This window comes from Prochlorococcus sp. MIT 1342 (assembly GCF_047304495.1).
Classification (GTDB): domain Bacteria; phylum Cyanobacteriota; class Cyanobacteriia; order PCC-6307; family Cyanobiaceae; genus Prochlorococcus; species Prochlorococcus marinus_D.
Genome location: NZ_CP138957.1, coordinates 1,420,141 through 1,440,763 on the forward strand (window position 1 = coordinate 1,420,141; position 20,623 = coordinate 1,440,763).

At 52.2% G+C, this 20,623-nt stretch carries 20 protein-coding genes and 1 tRNA gene; 7 read left to right on the plus strand and 14 right to left on the minus strand.

The features are described 5' to 3' along the window. Positions 1-166 precede the first annotated feature (166 nt). Both SIB79_RS07325 and SIB79_RS07330 read left to right on the plus strand, forming a co-directional pair. Positions 167-349 carry a hypothetical protein gene (locus tag SIB79_RS07325; RefSeq protein ID WP_413681024.1) on the plus strand — a complete coding sequence of 61 codons (183 nt, stop codon included), beginning with the start codon at positions 167-169 and terminating at the stop codon, positions 347-349. Then, positions 346-579 carry a hypothetical protein gene (locus SIB79_RS07330; RefSeq protein WP_063403342.1) on the plus strand — a complete coding sequence of 78 codons (234 nt, stop codon included), beginning with the start codon at positions 346-348 and terminating at the stop codon, positions 577-579. The genes SIB79_RS07325 and SIB79_RS07330 overlap by 4 nt, the downstream gene beginning before the upstream one ends. A gap of 356 nt (positions 580-935) precedes the next feature. Here SIB79_RS07330 and SIB79_RS07335 read toward each other — a convergent pair. The 4 genes from SIB79_RS07335 to ftsH all read right to left on the minus strand — a co-directional run bounded on the left by SIB79_RS07335 (position 936) and on the right by ftsH (position 4,717). Then, positions 936-1,008, minus strand: a tRNA-Ala gene (locus SIB79_RS07335). A gap of 61 nt (positions 1,009-1,069) precedes the next feature. Continuing rightward, the gene (gene lexA, locus SIB79_RS07340) at positions 1,070-1,693 is read right to left on the minus strand and encodes a transcriptional repressor LexA (RefSeq protein WP_063395477.1); all 624 of its coding nucleotides are present in this window, start codon (positions 1,691-1,693) and stop codon (positions 1,070-1,072) included. 135 nt (positions 1,694-1,828) lie between these two features. Further along, a complete protein-coding gene (gene argF / locus SIB79_RS07345; RefSeq protein ID WP_063403344.1) occupies positions 1,829-2,785 on the minus strand; it encodes an ornithine carbamoyltransferase in 957 nt (318 codons plus the stop codon). Positions 2,786-2,839: 54 nt separating this feature from the next. Continuing rightward, positions 2,840-4,717: an ATP-dependent zinc metalloprotease FtsH gene (ftsH, locus tag SIB79_RS07350; protein ID WP_063403345.1), complete on the minus strand. Its 1,878-nt coding sequence runs from the start codon at positions 4,715-4,717 to the stop codon at positions 2,840-2,842. Positions 4,718-5,814: 1,097 nt separating this feature from the next. Here ftsH and SIB79_RS07355 point away from each other — a divergent pair. From SIB79_RS07355 to SIB79_RS07365, 3 genes are all read left to right on the plus strand, one after another. Beyond that, a complete protein-coding gene (locus SIB79_RS07355; RefSeq protein WP_413681026.1) occupies positions 5,815-6,027 on the plus strand; it encodes a hypothetical protein in 213 nt (70 codons plus the stop codon). Between the two features lie 102 nt (positions 6,028-6,129). Next, entirely contained in the window at positions 6,130-6,786 is a 657-nt protein-coding gene (locus SIB79_RS07360; RefSeq protein WP_063403346.1) for an SOS response-associated peptidase, read from the plus strand. A gap of 560 nt (positions 6,787-7,346) precedes the next feature. Beyond that, positions 7,347-7,982 carry a potassium channel family protein gene (locus SIB79_RS07365; protein WP_413681027.1) on the plus strand — a complete coding sequence of 212 codons (636 nt, stop codon included), beginning with the start codon at positions 7,347-7,349 and terminating at the stop codon, positions 7,980-7,982. A gap of 902 nt (positions 7,983-8,884) precedes the next feature. Here SIB79_RS07365 and ribD read toward each other — a convergent pair. The 6 genes from ribD to SIB79_RS07395 form a co-directional block, all read right to left on the minus strand. After that, positions 8,885-9,991 (minus strand): bifunctional diaminohydroxyphosphoribosylaminopyrimidine deaminase/5-amino-6-(5-phosphoribosylamino)uracil reductase RibD, encoded by a 1,107-nt coding sequence (ribD, locus tag SIB79_RS07370; protein WP_063403348.1) that lies wholly within the window; start codon positions 9,989-9,991, stop codon positions 8,885-8,887. Between the two features lie 3 nt (positions 9,992-9,994). Next, complete coding sequence (locus tag SIB79_RS07375; RefSeq protein WP_196757594.1) at positions 9,995-10,612, minus strand: DUF3122 domain-containing protein; 618 nt, start codon at positions 10,610-10,612, stop codon at positions 9,995-9,997. After that, a complete protein-coding gene (locus tag SIB79_RS07380; RefSeq protein WP_063403349.1) occupies positions 10,613-13,126 on the minus strand; it encodes a GH116 family glycosyl hydrolase in 2,514 nt (837 codons plus the stop codon). A gap of 102 nt (positions 13,127-13,228) precedes the next feature. Continuing rightward, a complete protein-coding gene (locus tag SIB79_RS07385) occupies positions 13,229-13,630 on the minus strand; it encodes a calcium-binding protein (protein WP_063403350.1) in 402 nt (133 codons plus the stop codon). 64 nt (positions 13,631-13,694) lie between these two features. Beyond that, complete coding sequence (locus tag SIB79_RS07390; RefSeq protein ID WP_236072577.1) at positions 13,695-14,615, minus strand: hypothetical protein; 921 nt, start codon at positions 14,613-14,615, stop codon at positions 13,695-13,697. Positions 14,616-14,982: 367 nt separating this feature from the next. After that, a complete protein-coding gene (locus tag SIB79_RS07395) occupies positions 14,983-15,255 on the minus strand; it encodes a hypothetical protein (protein WP_063403502.1) in 273 nt (90 codons plus the stop codon). An 89-nt stretch (positions 15,256-15,344) separates the two neighbouring features. Between SIB79_RS07395 and SIB79_RS07400 the strand changes: the two genes are divergently transcribed. Further along, positions 15,345-16,640, plus strand: coding sequence for a bifunctional cobalt-precorrin-7 (C(5))-methyltransferase/cobalt-precorrin-6B (C(15))-methyltransferase (locus SIB79_RS07400; protein ID WP_063403352.1), 1,296 nt, complete (start codon positions 15,345-15,347; stop codon positions 16,638-16,640). Here SIB79_RS07400 and SIB79_RS07405 read toward each other — a convergent pair. The 3 genes from SIB79_RS07405 to pheS form a co-directional block, all read right to left on the minus strand. Then, positions 16,637-17,167 carry a DUF192 domain-containing protein gene (locus SIB79_RS07405; RefSeq protein ID WP_236072579.1) on the minus strand — a complete coding sequence of 177 codons (531 nt, stop codon included), beginning with the start codon at positions 17,165-17,167 and terminating at the stop codon, positions 16,637-16,639. The genes SIB79_RS07400 and SIB79_RS07405 overlap by 4 nt on opposite strands. After that, positions 17,164-18,072 (minus strand): NAD(+) kinase, encoded by a 909-nt coding sequence (locus SIB79_RS07410; RefSeq protein WP_063403353.1) that lies wholly within the window; start codon positions 18,070-18,072, stop codon positions 17,164-17,166. The genes SIB79_RS07405 and SIB79_RS07410 overlap by 4 nt, the downstream gene beginning before the upstream one ends. Positions 18,073-18,174: 102 nt before the next feature. Beyond that, positions 18,175-19,182 (minus strand): phenylalanine--tRNA ligase subunit alpha, encoded by a 1,008-nt coding sequence (gene pheS, locus SIB79_RS07415; RefSeq protein ID WP_063403354.1) that lies wholly within the window; start codon positions 19,180-19,182, stop codon positions 18,175-18,177. A gap of 70 nt (positions 19,183-19,252) precedes the next feature. Here pheS and surE point away from each other — a divergent pair, with 70 nt between their 5' ends. Continuing rightward, a complete protein-coding gene (gene surE / locus SIB79_RS07420; RefSeq protein WP_063403355.1) occupies positions 19,253-20,062 on the plus strand; it encodes a 5'/3'-nucleotidase SurE in 810 nt (269 codons plus the stop codon). Here surE and SIB79_RS07425 read toward each other — a convergent pair. Further along, a complete protein-coding gene (locus SIB79_RS07425) occupies positions 20,047-20,610 on the minus strand; it encodes a DUF3611 family protein (RefSeq protein ID WP_063399584.1) in 564 nt (187 codons plus the stop codon). The genes surE and SIB79_RS07425 overlap by 16 nt on opposite strands. Positions 20,611-20,623: the final 13 nt, after the last annotated feature.

Below are 20,623 nucleotides of genomic sequence, written 5' to 3' on the forward strand. Positions count from 1 at the left end.
GCTAATTAATCTTCAGTAGATGAATACTTTTTATTTTGACTTCTGTTGGCCTTGAAAGCTCTGACCAACCTCATAACTAGCAATGATTGGGATCAATGGAGTAGGAGAGGAATTGGTAGAGGATCTGTACATCATAGGGATAGGTCCCTCACAACAATTCAAACCAATGATCAACGAGCAATTTGACGAAGGGATGAACATCGATGATTTGAAAAATATTTCAGCTAGCTCTTGGTGGCTACTTGCTGCTTTACTGCTTATTCCGCTGGAGGCAGGTGGTAAAGAAATCAACGAGGAAAATTCCGTGGAAGGATTAAAAGGTGATGGTAGTTTGATTGGAAGAAGGTGAATACTATTTCCGGAGGCGACGGAGGCAACACATTTATTCTTGAAGAAGGCTCAGGATATACAGAAATCCTTGATTTAGAAGCTGGTCAAGATATAATTGAAATCGATCAAAGCATTTCAGCACAATCTCAGTATGTAGACAACGACAGTGTCTTTAACTCAAGCTTTGATTATTTAAGAATTGTTTATAATGCACATTTACTAGATCTTGGCGGGGGCTTTTGGGGATGACAATCAAGCAAAAAAAGAAATGTTATTCTAGCTTTTCTTAATTAGCTTCAATCAATCCTATTACACACACCAAGAGCAAGTTGCATCACTCAATTATTAAATGAATTCTGCTGTTTCGCTCCATCCACTCTGCTGGCTAATGGCAGGCCAATCTCGAAGCCAAGAGACTTTGTCGTTTTAAAAATTCTACGATTGTCTTTCGTCTGACCGCAGAAAGAGAGATACACATCTTGCCCCTTAATCAGCAGCAAGAATGCATCCTTAATGATGCACAAAAAGGATGAGAAGTTAGTCCTAAACAAAAATGTTGTATCTCTTTTGCACTATCTGGGCACACCATCTAGATGAAATCTAAATGGAGCCAAGGAGACTCGAACTCCTGACCCCCTGCATGCCATGCAGGTGCTCTACCAGCTGAGCTATGGCCCCATAAACGCCGGTAACAGTGGGCTCGTACCGCCGTCAAAAAAGAGCTTACAACGGCAAGGCCTCAAACCTGACGCCAAACAGCCACGAGCTTGCCCTGAACCTGGACCTGATCGGCTGGTAGCTCAATCGGCTCGTAGGCAGTATTGGCAGCCTCCAGCCGCACCGAAGCGCCGTTGCGGTGAAAGTGCTTCAGCGTGGTGCCACTTCCGGGCACAAGTGCACTCACCACCGTTCCATCTCGCAGCCGCGAAGGCTCAGGCACTGGCTCCATCAGAACCACATCGCCATCTGCAATGTAGGCATCCACCATCGAATCACCATTCACGGTGAGCGCAAACAGGCCACGGGTCTCCAAAACTGGTGCAAGATCTAACCGCTCCTGAACATCATCAAACGTCTCCACCAAACCACCAGCGGCAACTGCCCCCAACACGGGAATACCGGACACCAAGCCACCAAGCAGCTGCAAGGTACGCGCCTGCCCTTCCTGCCAAGTAATCCATCCCTTCTGCTGCAAATGTCGAAGCCGACTCTGCACCGGCGCTGGTGAGCGCAGACCCATGGCCTGCATCATCTGTCGAATCGAAGGGCTGTGGTGATGGCTGCCGATGTAATCGGCCAACCAGTCATAAAGCTCTTGCTGGGCAGAAGTAAGCAACTCAGGAGAAGAGGCAGCCAAGGGCAATGCATTGATTCGTCAATACATGTGTACCTATAGGCACTGAATCTGGCAAGGGTTTAAACACCAAACAGTGCAGCCGTAAGAACATCCTGAGTTGACCAGAATGCTCAAAACCGAAAGCAGCAATCCAGCCTGGAACTAGAGACCACCAAGCACGGCCGCAAGCAAAGCTTGCTGAACATGCAAACGATTTTCAGCCTGATCGAAGATTCGACTGGCCTCACCTTCCATCACGCCTGAACTGATCTCCTCCCCTCGATGAGCCGGTAGGCAGTGCAACACGATCGCGTTGGGATCTGCCTGAGCAAGCAAATCCTCATTGAGACAAAAACCACGAAAGGCCTCTTCCCGCTGCGACTGTTCCTGTTCCTGTCCCATCGAGGCCCAAACATCGGTGTACAACGCTTGCGCACCTCGCACTGCATCAACTGGATCTGCCATCACTTCAATATGAGCATCAGCAACTGCCAAGTTGCGGGCCTGATCAATGACTTCAGGCAGAGGTTCAAACCCCTGCGGGCAGCCAATCCGAACGTTGACCCCCAAGAGAGCGCCGCAGAGCATCAAAGAATGAGAGACGTTATTACCATCGCCCACATAGGCCAAGGTCTGGCCGGTTAATGAGCCGAGAGCCTCTTGAATCGTTAGGAAATCAGCCATTGCCTGACAGGGATGCTCCAAATCAGTCAAGGCATTGAGCACCGGAATCGAAGCCCAATGGGCGTAATCCAGCAGTTCCTGCTGAGCAAAGGTCCGCACCGCCATCACATCACAGAAACGACTCAACACTCTCGCCGTGTCTTCAAGGGGTTCGCCTCGTCCTAATTGGGTCACCTGAGGATTGAGATCCACCGTTTGCCCGCCAAGGCGTGCCATCGCGACCTGAAAGCTCACTCGAGTGCGCGTCGATGCCTTGGTAAAAATCAATCCGAGAACTCGATTTCCCAAATCAATGCGGCGATCCCCGCTCTTGAGCTGACGGGAAAGCTCAAGCAAGGCAACCGTCTGATCCGCAGTGAAATCAGCGCAGGAGAGAAAGTCTCGCCCCTTGAGGTCAGCAAGGACGGCTGCAACACCTTGGGGATTGTCAGCCATTAGGGGAGCTTCAAAGAGTCTTTATCGGAGACCAGCCCCCCTGACGTCAAGCCTTCAGGCAATAACAACACCTCTAGGGAGAGCGCTGGAAGCGAGCATCTCGATCAGCTCATCGCCTTCGATCACTTCCTTTTCGAGGATCTTCTGGGCGATGGTCTCCAGCAAGGTGAGGTTATGCCGAAGAATCGCAAGGGCACTCTCATGACCTTGATCCACCAAACTCCTCACCTCCTTATCGATGGCCTGAGCAGTGGCATCACTCACAACTCGGCGTGGATTGTTGTTACCACCAAGGAAACGCCCCCCACCTTGCTTGTCATAAGCCAGAGGGCCCAAAATATCGCTCATCCCATAAGTCCCCACCATCTGCTCAGCAAGGTCAGTAGCGCGCTGTAGATCATTAGCCGCACCAGTGGTGATCTTGCCAAACACGATTTCTTCTGCTGAACGCCCTCCTAACAAAGTGGCAATCTGACCTTCAAGGTCTTGCTTGGAATTGAGGAAACGCTCCTCAGTAGGTAACTGCAAGGTGTAACCAAGAGCACTCATGCCCCTTGGCACGATTGAAATCTTGGCGACCTTGCTGCCTCCAGGCATCAGGTGTCCAACGATGGCGTGCCCCACCTCGTGATAGGCCACAACCTTCTTCTCGTCATCCTGGAGCACTCGGCTCTTCTTCTCAAGGCCTGCCACAACACGCTCGATGGCTTCGTTGAGATCCTGCAGCTCTACCTCTTTTCGTTTGCCACGAGCTGCCAACAAGGCCGCTTCGTTCACCACATTTGCTAGATCAGCTCCAGCAAAACCGCTGGTCGCCTGAGCGATGCGGTCTAAATCAACCCCTTCGGCCAATTTCACTTTCTTGACATAGATCTCGAGAATCGTCTTGCGGCCAGAGAGGTCAGGGCGATCCACAAGGACCTGTCGGTCAAAACGACCTGGCCGTAGCAGGGCTGCATCAAGAACCTCGGGCTGGTTGGTCGCGGCCAACACGATGACGGGCTTATCTGTGGACGAGAAGCCATCCATTTCCGTGAGCAGCTGGTTAAGGGTCTGCTCACGCTCATCGTTGCCTCCTACGACACCCATTGAGCCAGAACGACTTTTACCGATGGCATCAAGTTCATCGATGAAGATGATGCAAGGAGCCTTCTTCTTAGCCTGCTCAAACAGGTCCCTGACGCGGGCCGCACCAGCGCCGACAAACAGCTCGACAAACTCCGAACCAGAAATAATGAAAAAGGGAACCTCTGCCTCCCCAGCAACAGCCTTGGAGAGCAAGGTCTTACCGGTACCAGGCGGGCCCACAAGCAGGACACCCTTAGGAATGCGCGCACCTATGTCTGTATATCGCTCAGGTGTTTTGAGAAAATCAACGATCTCAGTTAGCTCATCTTTTGCCTCATCGACCCCTGCCACATCGGCAAAGGTGACTCGTGACTCTTCATCAGGCACATAAACCTTCGCCTTGCTCTTCGTGAAACTAAGAGCGCCCTGGGCACCACCACCACCCATCGAACGCCTGGCAAAAAACTGCAGTACAAGGATGAAGATCAGCGGAGGCACAACCCAGCTGAGGATGGTGGAGAAAATATTGGGCTTCTTCGGCGGCGCTGCTGCAAATTCAACTCCTTTGCTTTCCAAGCGTTGGGGCAGATCCATATCGAAGATCGGCGTCGTGGCAAGCAACGACGGTGCTCCCTCCTCAGGATTGGCCAGTTCGTATCGGATCTGATCCTGAGTGATGAATGCCCTCTTCACGGCGCCATCGTCAACCTGATCAATAAATAGTGAGTAGGGAACCCTCGGCACCTGTGCAGCAGGATTGGGTAAGAAGCTGCTGAAAAGCAACAAAACACCGAAACCGATCAACACCAAATTGACGATGCCAAAGCGTCGATTCGGTTTGTTGTCATCCTCACGGATCGCCATCGAAAAAAATTGATTTCCGGGCTTTCACGCTAAGACGATCAATCCGTAAGCGCTTGCCTTTACTGGTGTGAGAACCGAACGTCACCCCAAACGAAGCGCTGCTGGCTGCCTTGGAGACGTCAATGCATCGTTGTCAGTGGCCGCTAAGACAAAACCTTTTCGTTAAGGGTTTTAAGGAGTTCACTGCCAATCAAAGACACTTACTTATTTTCCCCAAACCAAGCCATTAACTGCCATCTGATTACTAGTGAAACCGATGCTGCAAAGACAGTTTCAAGGCAACCAACGACACCCCTAGGGCAAAAAGAGAATCTTGTCGTGCATTGGCACCACAAGTCTTGATGTCAGCCCTCTTCTGAAAAGCGCTGCCTGAACAATCAATTTAGTTTCTGTAGAAGCAAGACATTCTCTTTAGCCATGAGAGCAAACCAATGCCATGAAGGTATTTACTCTCAGGTAATTGCGCCTACGCGATGTAACTTAGGTGCTTTATTATTATTAATCAAACATTCACCCCCCGAGAAAGTGGGCTAGGATTAATTAAACAAAAGGGAGGCATTCGCTTCACCGTAAAAACCTAAACCGCGCCTGGCTGTTACCGCAACCAATCGACTGCATTATCCTGCAGGCATTCACAAATTCATGTCCTGCAGAGACAAGGCAACCCCAATAAGGCAATTACTCACGGGCGTGTCTATAGCGAGTAAACGCAGATATCTCTATGCAGGAATATCTAGAATAGAAGTCATCTTGACTTCTCAGAAAGGCCAGTATCAATAAAAGCTTTAAGCGTTGAAGCATCAACAGGTCGACCCTGAAGTCTATTGATCTAAGCAACGAAAAAACTCACCGCCATGAATTACCATCCATTCTACGTAAGCGCAAAAGGCGGGACAATTCAGTGTTTCGAAGGCGACAGAGGACGCCTGTTTCGAGTTTGCTCAAGATCTCAATGCCTTTATTGCGAAGGGCTGCACTCAGCAAAATCACATCTTGACTATTTAGAGAGGTCTAAAGGACTTCCTGCAATGTTGCTGCCTCCATCTTCTCCTCTTCAGCCAGATGAACTATGGCCATATCCACCACTTGCCCTGCTGATGGATACGGCAACAAACGTCTTAATGGAGAACGACTCTGCCAGCCCTTCAGGTATCACTGAAAACACGAAGTCAAATCATGAGTTTTCGTTAGAATTAGAGCAGACTTGGGATGCTGTTGAGACTTACTTTGAATGCATTTCAACCTGCTCACTTGATGACGGGGAATGTCTCACCAGCTGTGTTGAGCAGCTAAGAGAGGCTGACGAGTAAGCAAATTACATATCTCGACCATCCTTCAACGCAAACACACAAAGCAGATCAACAGAAAGGTCTTATCAGAGACAATCAAGCCCTGGGAGCGAGAGAGGAACCATGTGTGGCTGCTATAGCCTCACCACCCCAAGGGATACTCTGCGAAAGGTCCTGGCGCCTTGGCTGGCCAACAGCTCTTCGTCAACATGGCTAAGCCACTACGCCCCTCGCGCTGAAATCCACCCAGGCGAGCCTGTGCTAGCGCTAAGAGAGCATCAAAGACATACGGATGCAACCCATTTTCTTTGGGGCTTTTTGGCCAGCTGGGTGAAAGATCCCTGGCGAGGCCCAAGGCCAATCAACGCTCGTGCCGAAACCATTGCGGAGAAACCATCTTTTCGCGCAGCTTGGCGTCATCACCGCTGCCTATTACCTAGCGATGGTTTTTATGAAAAAGGGCAACGCATTCATCGGTGCAATGGTGAACCGTTCTGGCTAGCGGGGCTGTGGGATCACTGGATCGGGCCCGATGGCAGCGAAGTAGAAACCTGTTGCGTCATCACCACGCGAGCTAATGCCTTAGTGCGTCCACTGCACAAGCGGATGCCTGTCATCGTGCCAAATGGCTTAGAAGAGGCCTGGCTGGAAGAAGGGGATGCCACGCACTTGCATGCACTTGAAAGCTTGCTTAACCCTTGGGATCCACATGATTGGTGTGTGAGCCGAGCCCCCAACATGGCTTCACGGACCAATCCAAATCAATTACAGTTTTTCTGATCCAGGGCTGTGCTGATCTCTCTCAAGACAAATGAGGTCTCTCAAGGAATGAGCATTCACTAATACAACTTGACTGACGAAAAGAGAAGAGAATTAAGTCATTTATGAGGCAGAAATCTTCGCAAACAAAGAGTTACCGATCCCTTCAAAGAAGATCTATACATGCTCTAAGCAAAAGCTCTACCGAAACCAAAACGATATAAAGTCTCTAAGAACCTAAAGAATACATCCAAGTTAGCACCCAAGCCTTGTACATTGTGAGCTGATACGGAGTCTCTCATGGCTATTGTGAAAAAGATCATGACTCAAACCGAATAATCATCGAAACCGTTTCTTCTCAGCAAGCAGGTGCTTGACAAACGCATCGCTACACTAAGCATTTTATGAGTTGATTGTTTCGGGTGACTACTACACCACGGCAACGAAAACATCAATATCGAGAAAGGCTTTATCGCCTCTTGCTCGCTTTTACACTGTTGCTATTGGCAAGCTTTGCGATACCGCAAGTTTATTGGCCTGCTCCAATTTGCTATTCAGTAATCGCAATTCTTATCACCAGGTTGCTGGCGAGAAAAGTCAAACACCATGTCTGGAGAGAACGGCTCTATCAATGGCTGGGATGGGCAGCATTGCTGAGCCTATGGTTCTGGCTGCTCACGCCAAGTCACTGGACCTACAGCGGTATTCCCCTGATATGGAGCTGGATTTTGTTCGTGGGCTGGAGCTTAATTCGACTAGTAAAACAGCTGAGTCGTGAGCGCCAAGTCAGCGAAATGGTTTTGATGGGAGCAGCCGCTGGATACTTACTCTTAGGAATCAGCGCCGGCCTGGTGATGAATGCCTTGTATACGGTTGAACCCAACAGCTTTGCGCTCCTGGGTTTACCCAACCAGGCCATCACCAGCACCAATCACAGTGTGATGAATACGCCTCATCGATTTGCCGAGCTCAACTACTTTGCCTTCGTGTGCCTAACCACCGTTGGCTTCGGGGGGATCAAGCCGATTCTGCCCGCAGCAAGGATGGTGAGCGTGGCCACAAGCATTGTTGGCCCTCTTTATCTCACGCTGATGATGGGTGCTCTGATCAGCAGATTCTCCGGCAATACCAACAGCAGGTGGCTTAACAAAGAATCGAACCCAAAAGACACTCAGCCTTCACAGCAGGAGGTCACTACTGATCAAAAAGATCGATGAATCTTGCCTCTGCCTTATTAACATCAAGATCAAAGAATAAGCTCTATGCTATAGAGGCGAGCATGGAATTCCTAAGACGAAGACGAATGAGATCAATTAATGGCTATATCAATCCCAAGCCTTCTCAATCCCATGGGCAAGCATAGAGCAAGACAATATCTATTTAAAATCCTAATATGCTAGAAACACAAGGCAGACTAGTCCGACAATAACTACACTGCTAACGCTGTTATCAAGTATTATTTAAACAGGCATAGACTTTTGAACAGGCAGTCTATCGCAATAGCTTAATGATTTAGTCGTTACACTTATTACCAGCCCTGCTTCATCTCGATTTCTAGTTGAAGGTAAACATTGCTGGATTCAGTGCCAGCCTATCGAAGCAAGCGCTAGTGATTGAGAATAACGACTGGAATCGCGTGAGCAATTGCAAGCCATCTCTTTGATTAGGCACTCTGCCTCGCGCCAGTGATCATCTCACCATGCTACAAATTACCTTAATATGTCAGCGCCTCTCCTTTAAGTTTTAAGCCTTGGAAGATTGCCTACACCAACCAATTTCTTCGAGGGTCTTAAATTATTAATGGAATATATCTTGCATCAAAACAATCATCAAATAGCTTGCACAAGCATAAATCTCACACCTCTCTCCTGTTCATCAGCCTTGTGGTGATTTCAGCTCGATTGACAGATGGCTTGACAAACATTGCGATTAAAATAAACACGACCCATAAGGTCTTCGCAGTCTTGTCAATTGCTAAATACACCACAGCAACCATCGATTGATGCTTCCAACATTGTTGTGATAACTTTCTGTAGTCAGCCTATAAAAATAGCTGCCAATACAATTCATAGATACAACTTGCTCCAGCAATATTCAAACGATAAATATTATGTATATCTCAGCAATGCTTAGAAAGCTCATATTGCAAGAGCCAGTCAGCCCCCAACGACTGCAATGAGCCAGACGCGAGCCCAACAACCTCTTTCATGCTTGTGAAGCCAAGATCCTCAAGTGGTGTTCTGGCCGGCAGGCCACCCAACAGCTTGGGAGCTACCACCACCGCCAATTCTTGAACACAGCCTTGCTGCAATGCTGCGGCTGCTAAACCTGGCCCGCATTCCCACAGCACACGATTGCAGTCTTGTTGAGCTAAGGCCTGCAGCAACTCAAGCGGTTCAGAGGCAGGCAAAGCAAGTAGCTCAGGCCCCTCAGGCAAATGAGCCAACTGTTCATGGCCAGGCTCTAGGCCATGTGCAACGAGGGTCTGAGCCACTGAAGTGTTCCAAAGCTGAGCTTGTTTAGGCAAATCAAGACTGCGACTCAGCACCACCCGCTTTGGTTCGGGGTCAGAGTGCCCACGACTGGTCAACAACGGATCGTCCGCACGCACAGTGCCGCCGCCAACGATCACAGCATCACATTGGCCACGTAAGCGATGCACCCAGCGACGCGCTTCACCACCACTGATCCACTGACTGGCGCCATTGGGCAGAGCCGTGCGTCCATCGAGGCTCATCGCCCATTTGAGAATCCCCCAGGGGCGCCCAGTAGAAACACGATGCACAAAAGCCCGGTTCTGATGTGCTGCTTCCGGCTCCAACACAGCAGTGATCACCTCCAGCCCGGCATCACGCAAACGAGTGATGCCGGCTCCAGCAACACGAGGGTCTGGGTCCTGCATTGCCACCACAACTCGGCGCAGGCCGGCAGCGATGACGGCCTGCGTGCAGGGAGGCGTGCGGCCTTGATGGCAACAGGGTTCCAAAGTGACCACCAGGGTTCCACCGCTGGCCTGTTCACCAGCTTGTGTGAGAGCGCCTACCTCAGCATGGGGCTCACCAGCACATGCATGGAACCCCTCTCCGACAAGCTTGCCAGCCTTGTCTAGAACAACAGCCCCAACAAGAGGGTTGGGACTGGTGCGACCATCTGCGAGCGCAGCCAACTGCAACGCCCGCCGCATCCATGGCAGCCAAACAGCACTTGCAGACGGGTTGACGCTCATCAACTATTGAGAAGCCTGCGGCAATGAACGCCACTCGCCGACGACATAAGGAGGCACAGGCAGTTCAGTAAACACACCGGCGAGCTGCAAGCGCAGCGGGCGATTGTTGGTTAAATCATCCAGCAAAGGGTTGAGATCGAATTCTGCTGCTGCTTCACGGCCATCCTTCGACAATTGCGGACTGGCCATTGTGATGTCATCCAAAGCCCAGTCGCGGCGACCGGCATGCACGAGCAGTGCGGTTGGATGATTGAGACGAACCTTGCCGGGATAACCAACAATCCTCAACACCACTGGCTCACCTGGCGGGCCCTGGCGGTAAGCCACCACCTGCCAACTGTGATACTCAAGATCACGCAGGGTCTCAAAGCTGCGTACAAATAAGGAACTTTCATCACTTTCATTGGTCAACACCTGCGCCTGGGCAAGAGATGGGCTGAGCAGCAAGAGCACAACGGCCGCAAAGAAGCAAGCCAAAGCCCTCTTCAGCATGAAAAGGCCAGGCCATCGATGCGATGCAGAATTCCCTGCGCTGGACATGACCTCAAAGAAGATCTTCACAGCGTATGCAAAAAACCATCGCTGCCGATAGGACATCCCGCACAGATTGGCGCCACTCATTCACCCTTCAGACCCTGCCCGTTCGGCACCTGGAATCAACTGCCAATCGGTATGTGTTGCCCACAGGGCCCAGATCGCCATTGCACGCAAATAGTGGCAAGCCCTGTAGGTCTTCACTGCAGTAATCGCTTCTGGGGTGCGGAACTGCAAACCACCGCCATACACCTGATTGACCACCGCTGAACAGATGGCTGTAGCCGTCGTTGCATCGCCCATCAGCCGGTAGTAGGCCGCCAATCCGAAGTTGATGCCAGTCCATACCTCCAAGGGATGGGTTCCCTTCGGATCAAGTGGCATGCCATCACGGCACAAACCATTGGCAATTCCCAAACGGCCGCCTTCAAAACCTTCAAAACAGGCCTCTTTGACTGCATTCAGACTGCTGCGACTGCGTTCATCAGCAACAACAGAGGGCAGCCCCAGCAAGCGAGCATAGAAATCGCCGCAGAGTTGATCAGCCATCACCACCGGCGTACCACTCTCAGCATCAATCTTGTAGTACTCCCCATTCCAAAGCAGCCGATCGAAGTTGGCCCGTGATTGCTCAAGCCAACCGCTGAACTGATGTTGCTCCTCTGCCGTATTCAGTCCTAAGTCCAATTGCAAGCGCTGTGCCATGGCTAAAGCAGCCTCAAGAGCTGCAATCCAAAGAGCACCGCAATAGGCGCTCACGCCTTGTAAAGGCCAATCGTCAAAGGTCTGATCCGGAGCACCACCGTTATCAGGCAGACCATCGTGATTGACATCAAACCGCTTGAGATAACTGAGGGCTTGCACTACCGCCGGCCAGCATTCAGCCAAGAAGCTCAGATCTTCACCATTTGGTGAGAGAAGAAACGTTCGCCATACCTGCAACACATAATCACTGGCCAGATCTTTCCAGAGATTGCAATCCTGATAAGCGGTGTAGTTGGTGGCATCAAACGGCGACTCATTCGGTGCTCCCAGATCATGGGGGGTAGCAGCCGCCCTCTTGCGGGGGGCCTCGACCCGGCCACGCCCCTGGGTGAAGTACCAGCCAATTGGTCGTGGCGTGGCATCTGCCGCTGGAATGGCTCGAGCAAAACTACGCAAGACGGCCTTATCGAGCTCAGGCCACAACTGCAGCAGAGCCAAGGAGCCATAGAGGCGCACATCAAGACTTTCGTACCAGGCGTAGTCGAAGCACTCAAGAACCCCAAAGCGACCCACCGGATCTCCTGGACGGGCTGCCGTCCAAAGGCTGCCACCGCTAGCCAAGTCGTAGAGCTCATTGAACAAAGCCATTCGCAAGCGCTCCGGCAGATCCTCACGCGCCAGCACCGGCGCCTGCCAGGCATCAATCTGCTCACGCCAATCAGGCCAATCACGCAAGGCCTCGGCAGCAAGTGCAGCAGCCCCCTGCCCATCACTGCCGTGAAAGTCGGTGTAACGGCGCAAATCGCGAACGCCTGTAGCGAAAGCCGTCACCGGTAGATCCCAACTGATCACCACAGGGATCTCAAGACTTTCGCCAGGCGCCAGGGTGACCTTCACCGCTAAAGCAGCACTGATCTGCTCGCCCGCCAAGCTCTTGTGCGTGTCATTGCTGTTTGCAATGGTTCCTTCACTTGCGAAGGAACTCCACAGTTCGCTGCCATCTCCGCTGGGATCCCAACGGCTACAACGCATCACCTCCACACCAGGCAGATGATCAGGAACAGCCAAACACCACTGCCCTTGCCCCTCAGCCAAGGGGTCAGCTCGCTCACCCTCCATCAAGACACCAATCAGCCCTGGCTGATCAATCCAACGATTGCACTGCCCCTCGCCACGGCCGATAGCAGGCACATAACTGTGTTCAGGGCTGCCGTCATCGCGGAAATGAACGCTGGCGGAGGGATCGGTGTTCGTAAACCAGCCACATGTGTTGCGCCAACTCAGCAGCAGCGACAATTCCAGAGATTGCGATGTGGGGTTCTGCAGCTGCCAACGAAACACGGCAAGGGGGTAGCTGGTGCGTCGGTAATCACCAGGAAGGATTGGACTGAACGCCTCACAAACCAGCTCAGCAGAGAAGACTCCGTTGTAATGGGTCCAACTGAGCGGATAGCGGGCTGAATAGCTACCAGTCGTGCGTTGCGCTGTACTGGCTGGATACCAGCTCCAAGAGGAGAGAGGCTTGTCTAGCTCAGGCTGAGAGTCATCGGTTTGTGGCGCTGTAGCCAGCGCATGAGCACGCACCTGATCCCCCTGCCGCTCAAACAAAGCGAACTGGCAATCAGGAATGCTGCCCTGCCAATGCTCACCACCATCAAGATTCCAGAGATTGAAATCACCGCGCGGGCTACGCCCGATACAACCGGCCCCGAAACCTCCCAGGGGCATGCCATGCCAGGGCCCATCATCGAGATTACTGGCATAACGCACCGTGTATGGCTGTTGCCAAGGCAATCCAAAAGCACGGCTCCAGCTAGCGGCAGGCACACTCCAAGGCTTCAAGCTCGATCCACGCTTCAATAAGGATCTGAAAGCTGAAAAGCCAAAAAGGGCCATGGGGCAAGAGATGATGCGCCCAGCTTGTCAGCAGATCAGCCGACCAGCCAGGGGATCAGGGCATCGTTTGAACCTTGATGGCATAACAACGGTTTCTAGCGCTCAGATGTAATCAATCACATCAGCAGCGAGAAACTCACCCTTATCCACATCCAGCAATGTGGTGTGAATGCCATCTGCTGTGAGTAATAAATCATCTCCGGCTTGCGTCATGGAAAGCACAACTCCATCGCCTACAAAGATGCCATCGTTTTCAGCGAATGAAAAACCGATAATCATATCATCACCACGACTCAGGGTGTAGGTATCAGCACCACGATCACCTTTAAGCTTGTTATCTCCAGACCCACCATAAAGCCGATCATTACCATTTCCTCCAGTGACGTGATCATCTCCACTGCGCCCTAACAAAACATCATCACCACGACCTCCAAAGATCACTTCATCTGCAGATATTCCAGTTAAGGAATCATCATCAGAACCAATGATTCTTGGTTCACGCAAGCTCTCAGGAAGAACACCAGGGATGATTTCGCATAAAGCTCAATATCATTACCATCACCACCTTTTACGTGATGAAGAGATCAAGTTTCCCGCCATTCACATTTTCAAAACGGCCTACAGAATCACCTTCATCAAGACCATCATATTCACCAGAGAGATCTCCATCAACTTTGGCAATCACAAAGGAATCACCAGCAGAAAGCTTAAAGCCATCAATCAGTGAAACATCGGGTTTTCCTGCGAGTTCCAGATCACCAGTAATTTCAATCCAATCGTGTTCTGTAGCGGTGCGATCGCCATCGCCGTGATAAGTGCCGCCTAGTTCTATTTCTTTGGAGCCACCTTTCTTGTAATAATTACCATCAACGAGCATTCCACCTGCGCAGTTGCCAGGTTTAACAGTTTCATGGTCTGTACAACTACCCTTTATATTGCCAGTGACTTGATAGGTTCCGTTGGTTCCGTTATTTATAAAACCCTTTGCGCCTAGCTTGTTTTCCGAATTGTCAATAACGCCGTTGTTGATCAGCATGATGTAGTTGTTCAGCGTGCTGTAGTTGAGCGGATTGCCTTTGTTATACAGCCACCCTTTGTTGTTCAGCGTGCCGTCGTTGTTCAGCCTGCCGTCGTTGATGTTGTCCAACGCACCTTCATTGTTGTTGCTAAGCATGTCGCCGTCGTTGTTGTTCAGCGTGCCTTTGTTGTTTGTCAACCTACCTGTATTAACCAGGCTTTGGTTGCTCCCTAGAGTGCCGTTGTTGTTTGCCAATGTGCCGTTATTCACCAGTCCTCCATAGTTTCTTAAAATACCGCCATTAATACTAAGCATGAAACTGTTATTGAAGATTGCATTATTATTAAAATATTCATTTAAGAATATATTGCCGCTATTTAAGTAGGAATCTTTGAGGCTATTGTAATCCCCATCGGCTAAAGTGATTGTGCTTCCTAGTGGATTTGGATTAGGCGACATCTGCTTTCCCATTGCCCTAATTAAAACATGAGCCAATGATAGCACTCGTGAATACTATTGCTTATAGTATTTGATAATTTGAATGGCCTAATGACTATTCATGAATGATTTATCTAATCCAATGAAGATGATCTTCTGCCGCTTTAATTATCTTTCTGCCTTTCCTCAGCAGATCTGTTGCTTCATCTGATCTGTATTGGCAGTAATCGCCTGGCTCCCCCTTTTAAAGGCCTAGGTCTTCTTCTCGATCAAAACACCTAACAATTCTAAAAAGAAACTTCACAGCCACCGCTTAATGGCAATGATCGGCCTGTAACTAATCAACTCATCAATTTATAAATGCGCCCCTAGACCAAACAAACTGCCGAACCCTTACGCCCTACTCAGCATCCAACAAAGCATCGATGGTGACGGCAGAACGAACCAAAGCCTGGTAGCGCTGCAAAACACGGCGATTGCGATCCAACCAGCGCGCTGGATCATGAGCTTGAGCTGAACTTGCAGCAACATCGAGGCGAGGGGCTTCGCCATCAAGCAATTCCAACTCGTCCTGCTGCTGAATCAAGGCAACCACCAACTCATGCAAACGCCGACGGCGATCAAGCACAAACGCATCCTGTTCCTGTTCCGTGTTCTGCACCTTGCCCGCCATCTCGTCCGCCATCTTGCCCACCAACGCGCTGTTCACCATTCAAGGCAACGACAAGTCAGCCATACAACCTCTCAGCCGAGAATGACAACATGCCCGCCTCAATCAGATCCGCAGCGATCCACGTCATCGGCACCGATGCCGCAGGCCTAGATCACCTTGCTACTCCATTGCAAGAGCTGGTGCTCTCAGCCCAAGGGCTGGCTGCACCCCGTCGCCTATTGCCGCAACTACCGAGCTGGTGGCAGCAGCAGCAAACGGATCAGCCTTTGCCAGAACTGATGGCCAGCGATCAACCAGAGGCTCTGATCGCCTGGTTGCGCCAGCGGCAGGGCACAGCCGTCGTGCTCGCGAGCGGCGACCCGCTCTGGTTCGGCATCGGCAGGCGACTACTCGAGGCCTGTTCTGCTGATCAGCTGCACTTTCATCCAGCACCTTCTTCGCTGCAACTAGCCTTTGCCCGGATTGGACGCCCTTGGCAGGATGCCGCCTGGATCAGCCTGCATGGCCGTGACCCGGCCCCCTTGGCTCAAAAGCTGCAACAACGCCCCGCAGCTCTAGCTTTACTCACCGATCCCAGCCGCGGTGGAGCCGAAGAGGTGCGTACGATTTTGCGCGCTTCTGGCCTAGAAGCTGCCTATGCAGTGTGGCTTTGTGAACAGCTCGGACACGCCAATGAACGGGTGCAACGGCTGACGCCACAGGATGCCTTGCCATCGGATCTTCATCCCCTACACATGGTTGTGCTGCTTGCCAAACAAACTGCTCCAGCAGGAGATCCAGCCAAGCTTCCATTGTTCGGTCTTGACGATGGCTTGTTCCTGCAACACGACGATCGCCCTGGCCTGATGAGCAAACGGGAGCTTCGTGTTCAGCTCCTCGCAGAGTTAGAGCTACCAGAACAGGGCGTGCTCTGGGATTTAGGTGCCGGAGTTGGCAGCGTTGGCTTAGAGGCCCTACGCCTGCGCCCGCAACTGCAATTACTTGCTGTTGAAAAACGTGGTGGCGGCGCAGCGCTGATCAAGGCCAATGCTGCCCGGCTTGCCGTTCAGCCTGCTGCAGTACTTGAAGTCGAGGCCCTCAGCCTGCTGAATGGAACTGATCTACCAGCAAAACTCAGCAACCCCGATCGGGTACTCCTAGGCGGTGGCGGCCGCCAGCGAGCTGCTCTCCTCAAGGCCGTCGTGCAAAAACTTCAACCACATGGAGTCGTCGTGATTCCACTGGCAACCGTTGAGGCCATGGCAGAACTCAAGCCCTTACTTCAAGATTGCGGTTGCACCGTGAACGTGAGTCAACACCAAGCCTGGAGGGGCCTGCCGCTGGCAGACGGCACACGCATGGCGCCGATGAACCCGGTGATGATCCTCAAAGGCACGATGCCTTAAGGCTGCCAATCAACAGGCTTCGGCAAAGGTTGAATCTGCACAACATCACCCACCTTGATGGATAGCCGTGCTGCCTCCCCGGCCGCCAACTCCACCACTCCATCCGCCGGCAGCTTCGGGCCATAACTCGGGCAGGGCAAATGCGGGCAAACAGGTACAGCCGCCTCAATCGCAATCACCCGACCCTGATTCACAAACACCATGTCAAGCACCGCCAAGGTGTTGTGCATCCAAAAACGCAATCGCCTCGCAGGCTGAAACGGAAACCACATGCCCTGGCCTGATGGCAAGGCATGGCGCTGCATCAATCCCAAGCGCTGTTCCTCAGCCTTATCTGCTACCTCCAATAACAAACAAGTACCGCTTTTCAGGCACCATTGAGCTTCGAGAGGCAAATACTGAGGCGGGGGTTCTGCCCGCAGCCCAATAGATGAAAGAACGCTGAGACCTACCGCCAGCCCTCCCCAGAGCAAAGGAAACCGCAATCTCTTCCCCCACTGCAAGCAGAGGGCCCTACTACAGGTCATGGTCGATCAGGTTTGGCAACATGCGGCAAACCCCAGCCCAATTTGTTGCGCAACACCTGGAAGAACTCGTGATCTGCCAAGCGCACAAATCTCACAGGATGATCACTACGACGAATCAGTACTCGGTCTTCCGGCCACACATAACAACCCGCACTGCCATCAACCACCATCATCAAGCGATCAGCCGTCGCTGGAAACACAGTCACTGGCTCCTGGTCGCTGAAAACCAGCGCTCTTGACGCCAGCGAATGAGGGGCAATCGGTGCAAGCTGAAGCACCGGGCACTCAGGTGTAATCACCGGGCCTCCTGCACTGAGTGCATAAGCCGTTGATCCCGTAGGAGTTGAAAGGATCACACCATCAGCAGAGATATCCACTGGCGCATGGCGACCGATCGCGACTTCGAAATGGCACATGCTGGTAAGTGGTTCACGATGCAAGGCCATTTCATTCAAAGAGAGTGCCTCCCAGCGGCACTGATCACCGCGCAACACACTCACCACCAGGGTGCAACGCTCCTCAATCGTCCACTGCTTGTTAAGCACCTGCTCAAGCACCCGATCGAGATCAGCCAAATAGGCCTCCGCCAGGAAGCCAAGGTGTCCGGTGTTGATGGTGAGGATTGGCACCTGCACAGGAGCTGTCTGCCGTGCCGCCGAAAGCACGGTGCCATCACCACCCAGAACAATCGCCAGTGCCATCGAGGCATCGAATCCCTCAGGTACGCACGCGTTGTAACCAAGCAGGCGCAAATGCTGATCTGGATTGGCAAAGCCAACCATTCCGCCAGAACTACTTGCTCTGACCACTTCGATACCAGCCTGTTCAAGCCGCGACTGAAGGGTCAATGCGGTCTCTACCGCCAACTCTTTGCCGTCATTAACGATCAGTCCGACACAGGGCACCGATCGAATGAAGCAAACAACGACCTCACTTTATGGGGATTCAGCTGTTTTTGGATGCAGCAACGCGGCGATGCTTTATCCAGTACAAGATCGGCTATCGACTCAAAACTGCTCAAGGAAGCGCAAATCACTCGTATAAAGCCTGCGAATGTCGTCGATGCCATGACGGACCATGCAGAAGCGTTCCACGCCAAGGCCTGCCGCAAACCCACTCCAGCGCTCTGGATCAAGCCCGAGGCCCTCTAACACTGCTGGATCAACCATGCCGCAACCCATCACCTCCAACCAACGCCCACGCCACTGCACATCCACCTCAGCTGATGGTTCGGTAAAGGGGAAATAACTAGCCCGAAATCTCACCGGCATATCGCCAAAGAATGCCTTGAGGAAAGCCATCACCGTGCCGCGCAGATGGCTGAAGTCAAGTCCTTCATCAATGGCCAACACCTCAACCTGATGAAAGACAGGCGAATGGGTCGCATCCACTGCATCACGCCGATAGACCCGGCCTGGCGCCACAATCCTTACCGGCGGCGGATTCTCTTCTAGATAACGAATCTGCACAGGCGAGGTGTGGGTACGCAGGAGCAGATTGCCGCCCAGATAGAACGTATCCTGCATGTCTCGAGCGGGATGGTCCTCGGGAATATTCAATGCGGAAAAGTTGTAGTGATCAGTCTCCACCTCCGGGCCTTCAGCCACCCGATAGCCCAAACCACAAAACAGATCCACGATCTGCTCAGTTGTTGTAATCAAAGGGTGGCGATGGCCCACAGGAATGCCACTGGCAGGCGCAGTGACATCAATCGTTTCCTGCAGCAGCCGATCAGCCAAAGCTGCCGCTTTCACCACCTGCAACCGTTCCCCTAGCAGGTTTTGCACCTGTGTTTTAAGCACATTGGCGCGCTGACCAACAAGCGGTCGCTCTTCACTAGGGAGCTTGCCCATCGCCCCGAGAACACCAGACAAGCGCCCTTTCTTGCCCAACAGACTCACCCGCAATTGCTCCAAGGCATCCGCATCTGCGGCAGCAGCGATAGCAGACACCGCCTCAGCCTCGAGGGCATCAAGCTGGTCGGTGAGCTGCTGCAAGGAGATAGTGGCGCTCACTGAAAAAAGATCGCAGCCACTGACTTTAGGCAGTCATCATGATTAAGTTCCCCGCAGTGGATACGAGGAGATGACTCCGTTGCGAATTCTGATTAGCAATGATGACGGAGTTTTAGCTGAAGGCGTCCGCTGCCTAGCCGCTGCCGCCACCAGCCGCGGCCATAGGGTCACTGTGGTCTGTCCCGACCATGAGCGCTCTGCTACCGGCCATGGCCTCACCATCCATACCCCCATCCGAGCCGAACGCGTCGATGAGCTCTATGGGCCAGGTGTGACTGCTTGGTCCTGCAGTGGCACGCCGGCAGATTGCGTCAAACTGGCCCTCTCGGAACTCTTGGCAGAGAAGCCCGATCTAGTGCTCTCTGGGGTCAACCATGGCCCCAACTTAGGAACTGATGTGTTCTGTTCAGGCACGGTGGCCGCAGCCATGGAAGGCACCCTTGAGGGATTGCCGGCGCTTGCGGTCAGCGTCGCCTGCTTCAAATGGAGGGATTTCCAGGCTGCTGCCGAGTTAGCGATGGATGTTGCAGAGAATGCATTGGCAGACAACTGGCCCAACAACCTGCTGCTTAACCTCAACATTCCCCCCTGCCATCCAGAGCAGATGGGATCACTGCGCTGGACTCGCCTTTCAATACGCCACTACGAGGAACAGTTCAGTCGACGTATCGATCCGCATAGCCGCACCTACTTCTGGTTAGCAGGAGAAGTGGTGAAAGATCTTGAGACCGCCGGCGATGGTCCACGCGACTGGCCCAGCGACGTGGCCCAAATCGAAACAAATGCCCCCTCCTTGACACCCATCCAACCCGATCTGTTTTGGCGCGGTGATCTTTCTGCTCTACCAGCAGCATGCGTAGCCAATCAACCAGTGCGATAAATCCTCTGCAACAACCAAAGTGAAAAGATCAGACCAACCAAATGCGCAAATAACACCTGGGTGTTGCTCAGAACCGAAAGCATCTCCAAGGAGGTGATCGGGTAATTATCTAATGCAGAACGCCCTGCACCAATCGAGATTCCCGGCGCTTGCATCGACGCCTGTACAAACAAACTTCCAGCCAACGATTGATAGCCAATGGAGGAGAACACCAACCCGAGCAGATCAACAATCACGCCCCGTTTAAGCAGACGGCTGGTCTCACCACGACTGGGGCGAACAGCACTGTTGAGAGCCCTACCGAGGCGAACGATCAGCCAACCCTGCCAAAGGCTGTAGAGCAAAAACAAGAACGCCAAGCTTGTCAGTGACAAGCCAGGACCAAGCCCTAGTGCTCGCTCAGAGTTGCGGGCCAAGCTGCTGCCGATGTTGTTGAACAACAGCACGCCAACGACAACAACCCCAAGGATTGTCTGTATCCAAAAACGAATCCATCCCATGCGGCGCAACCCGAGCGAAACCATTTGAAGATCGAGAGGGTCAGCCATCCGAGTTTTTGCG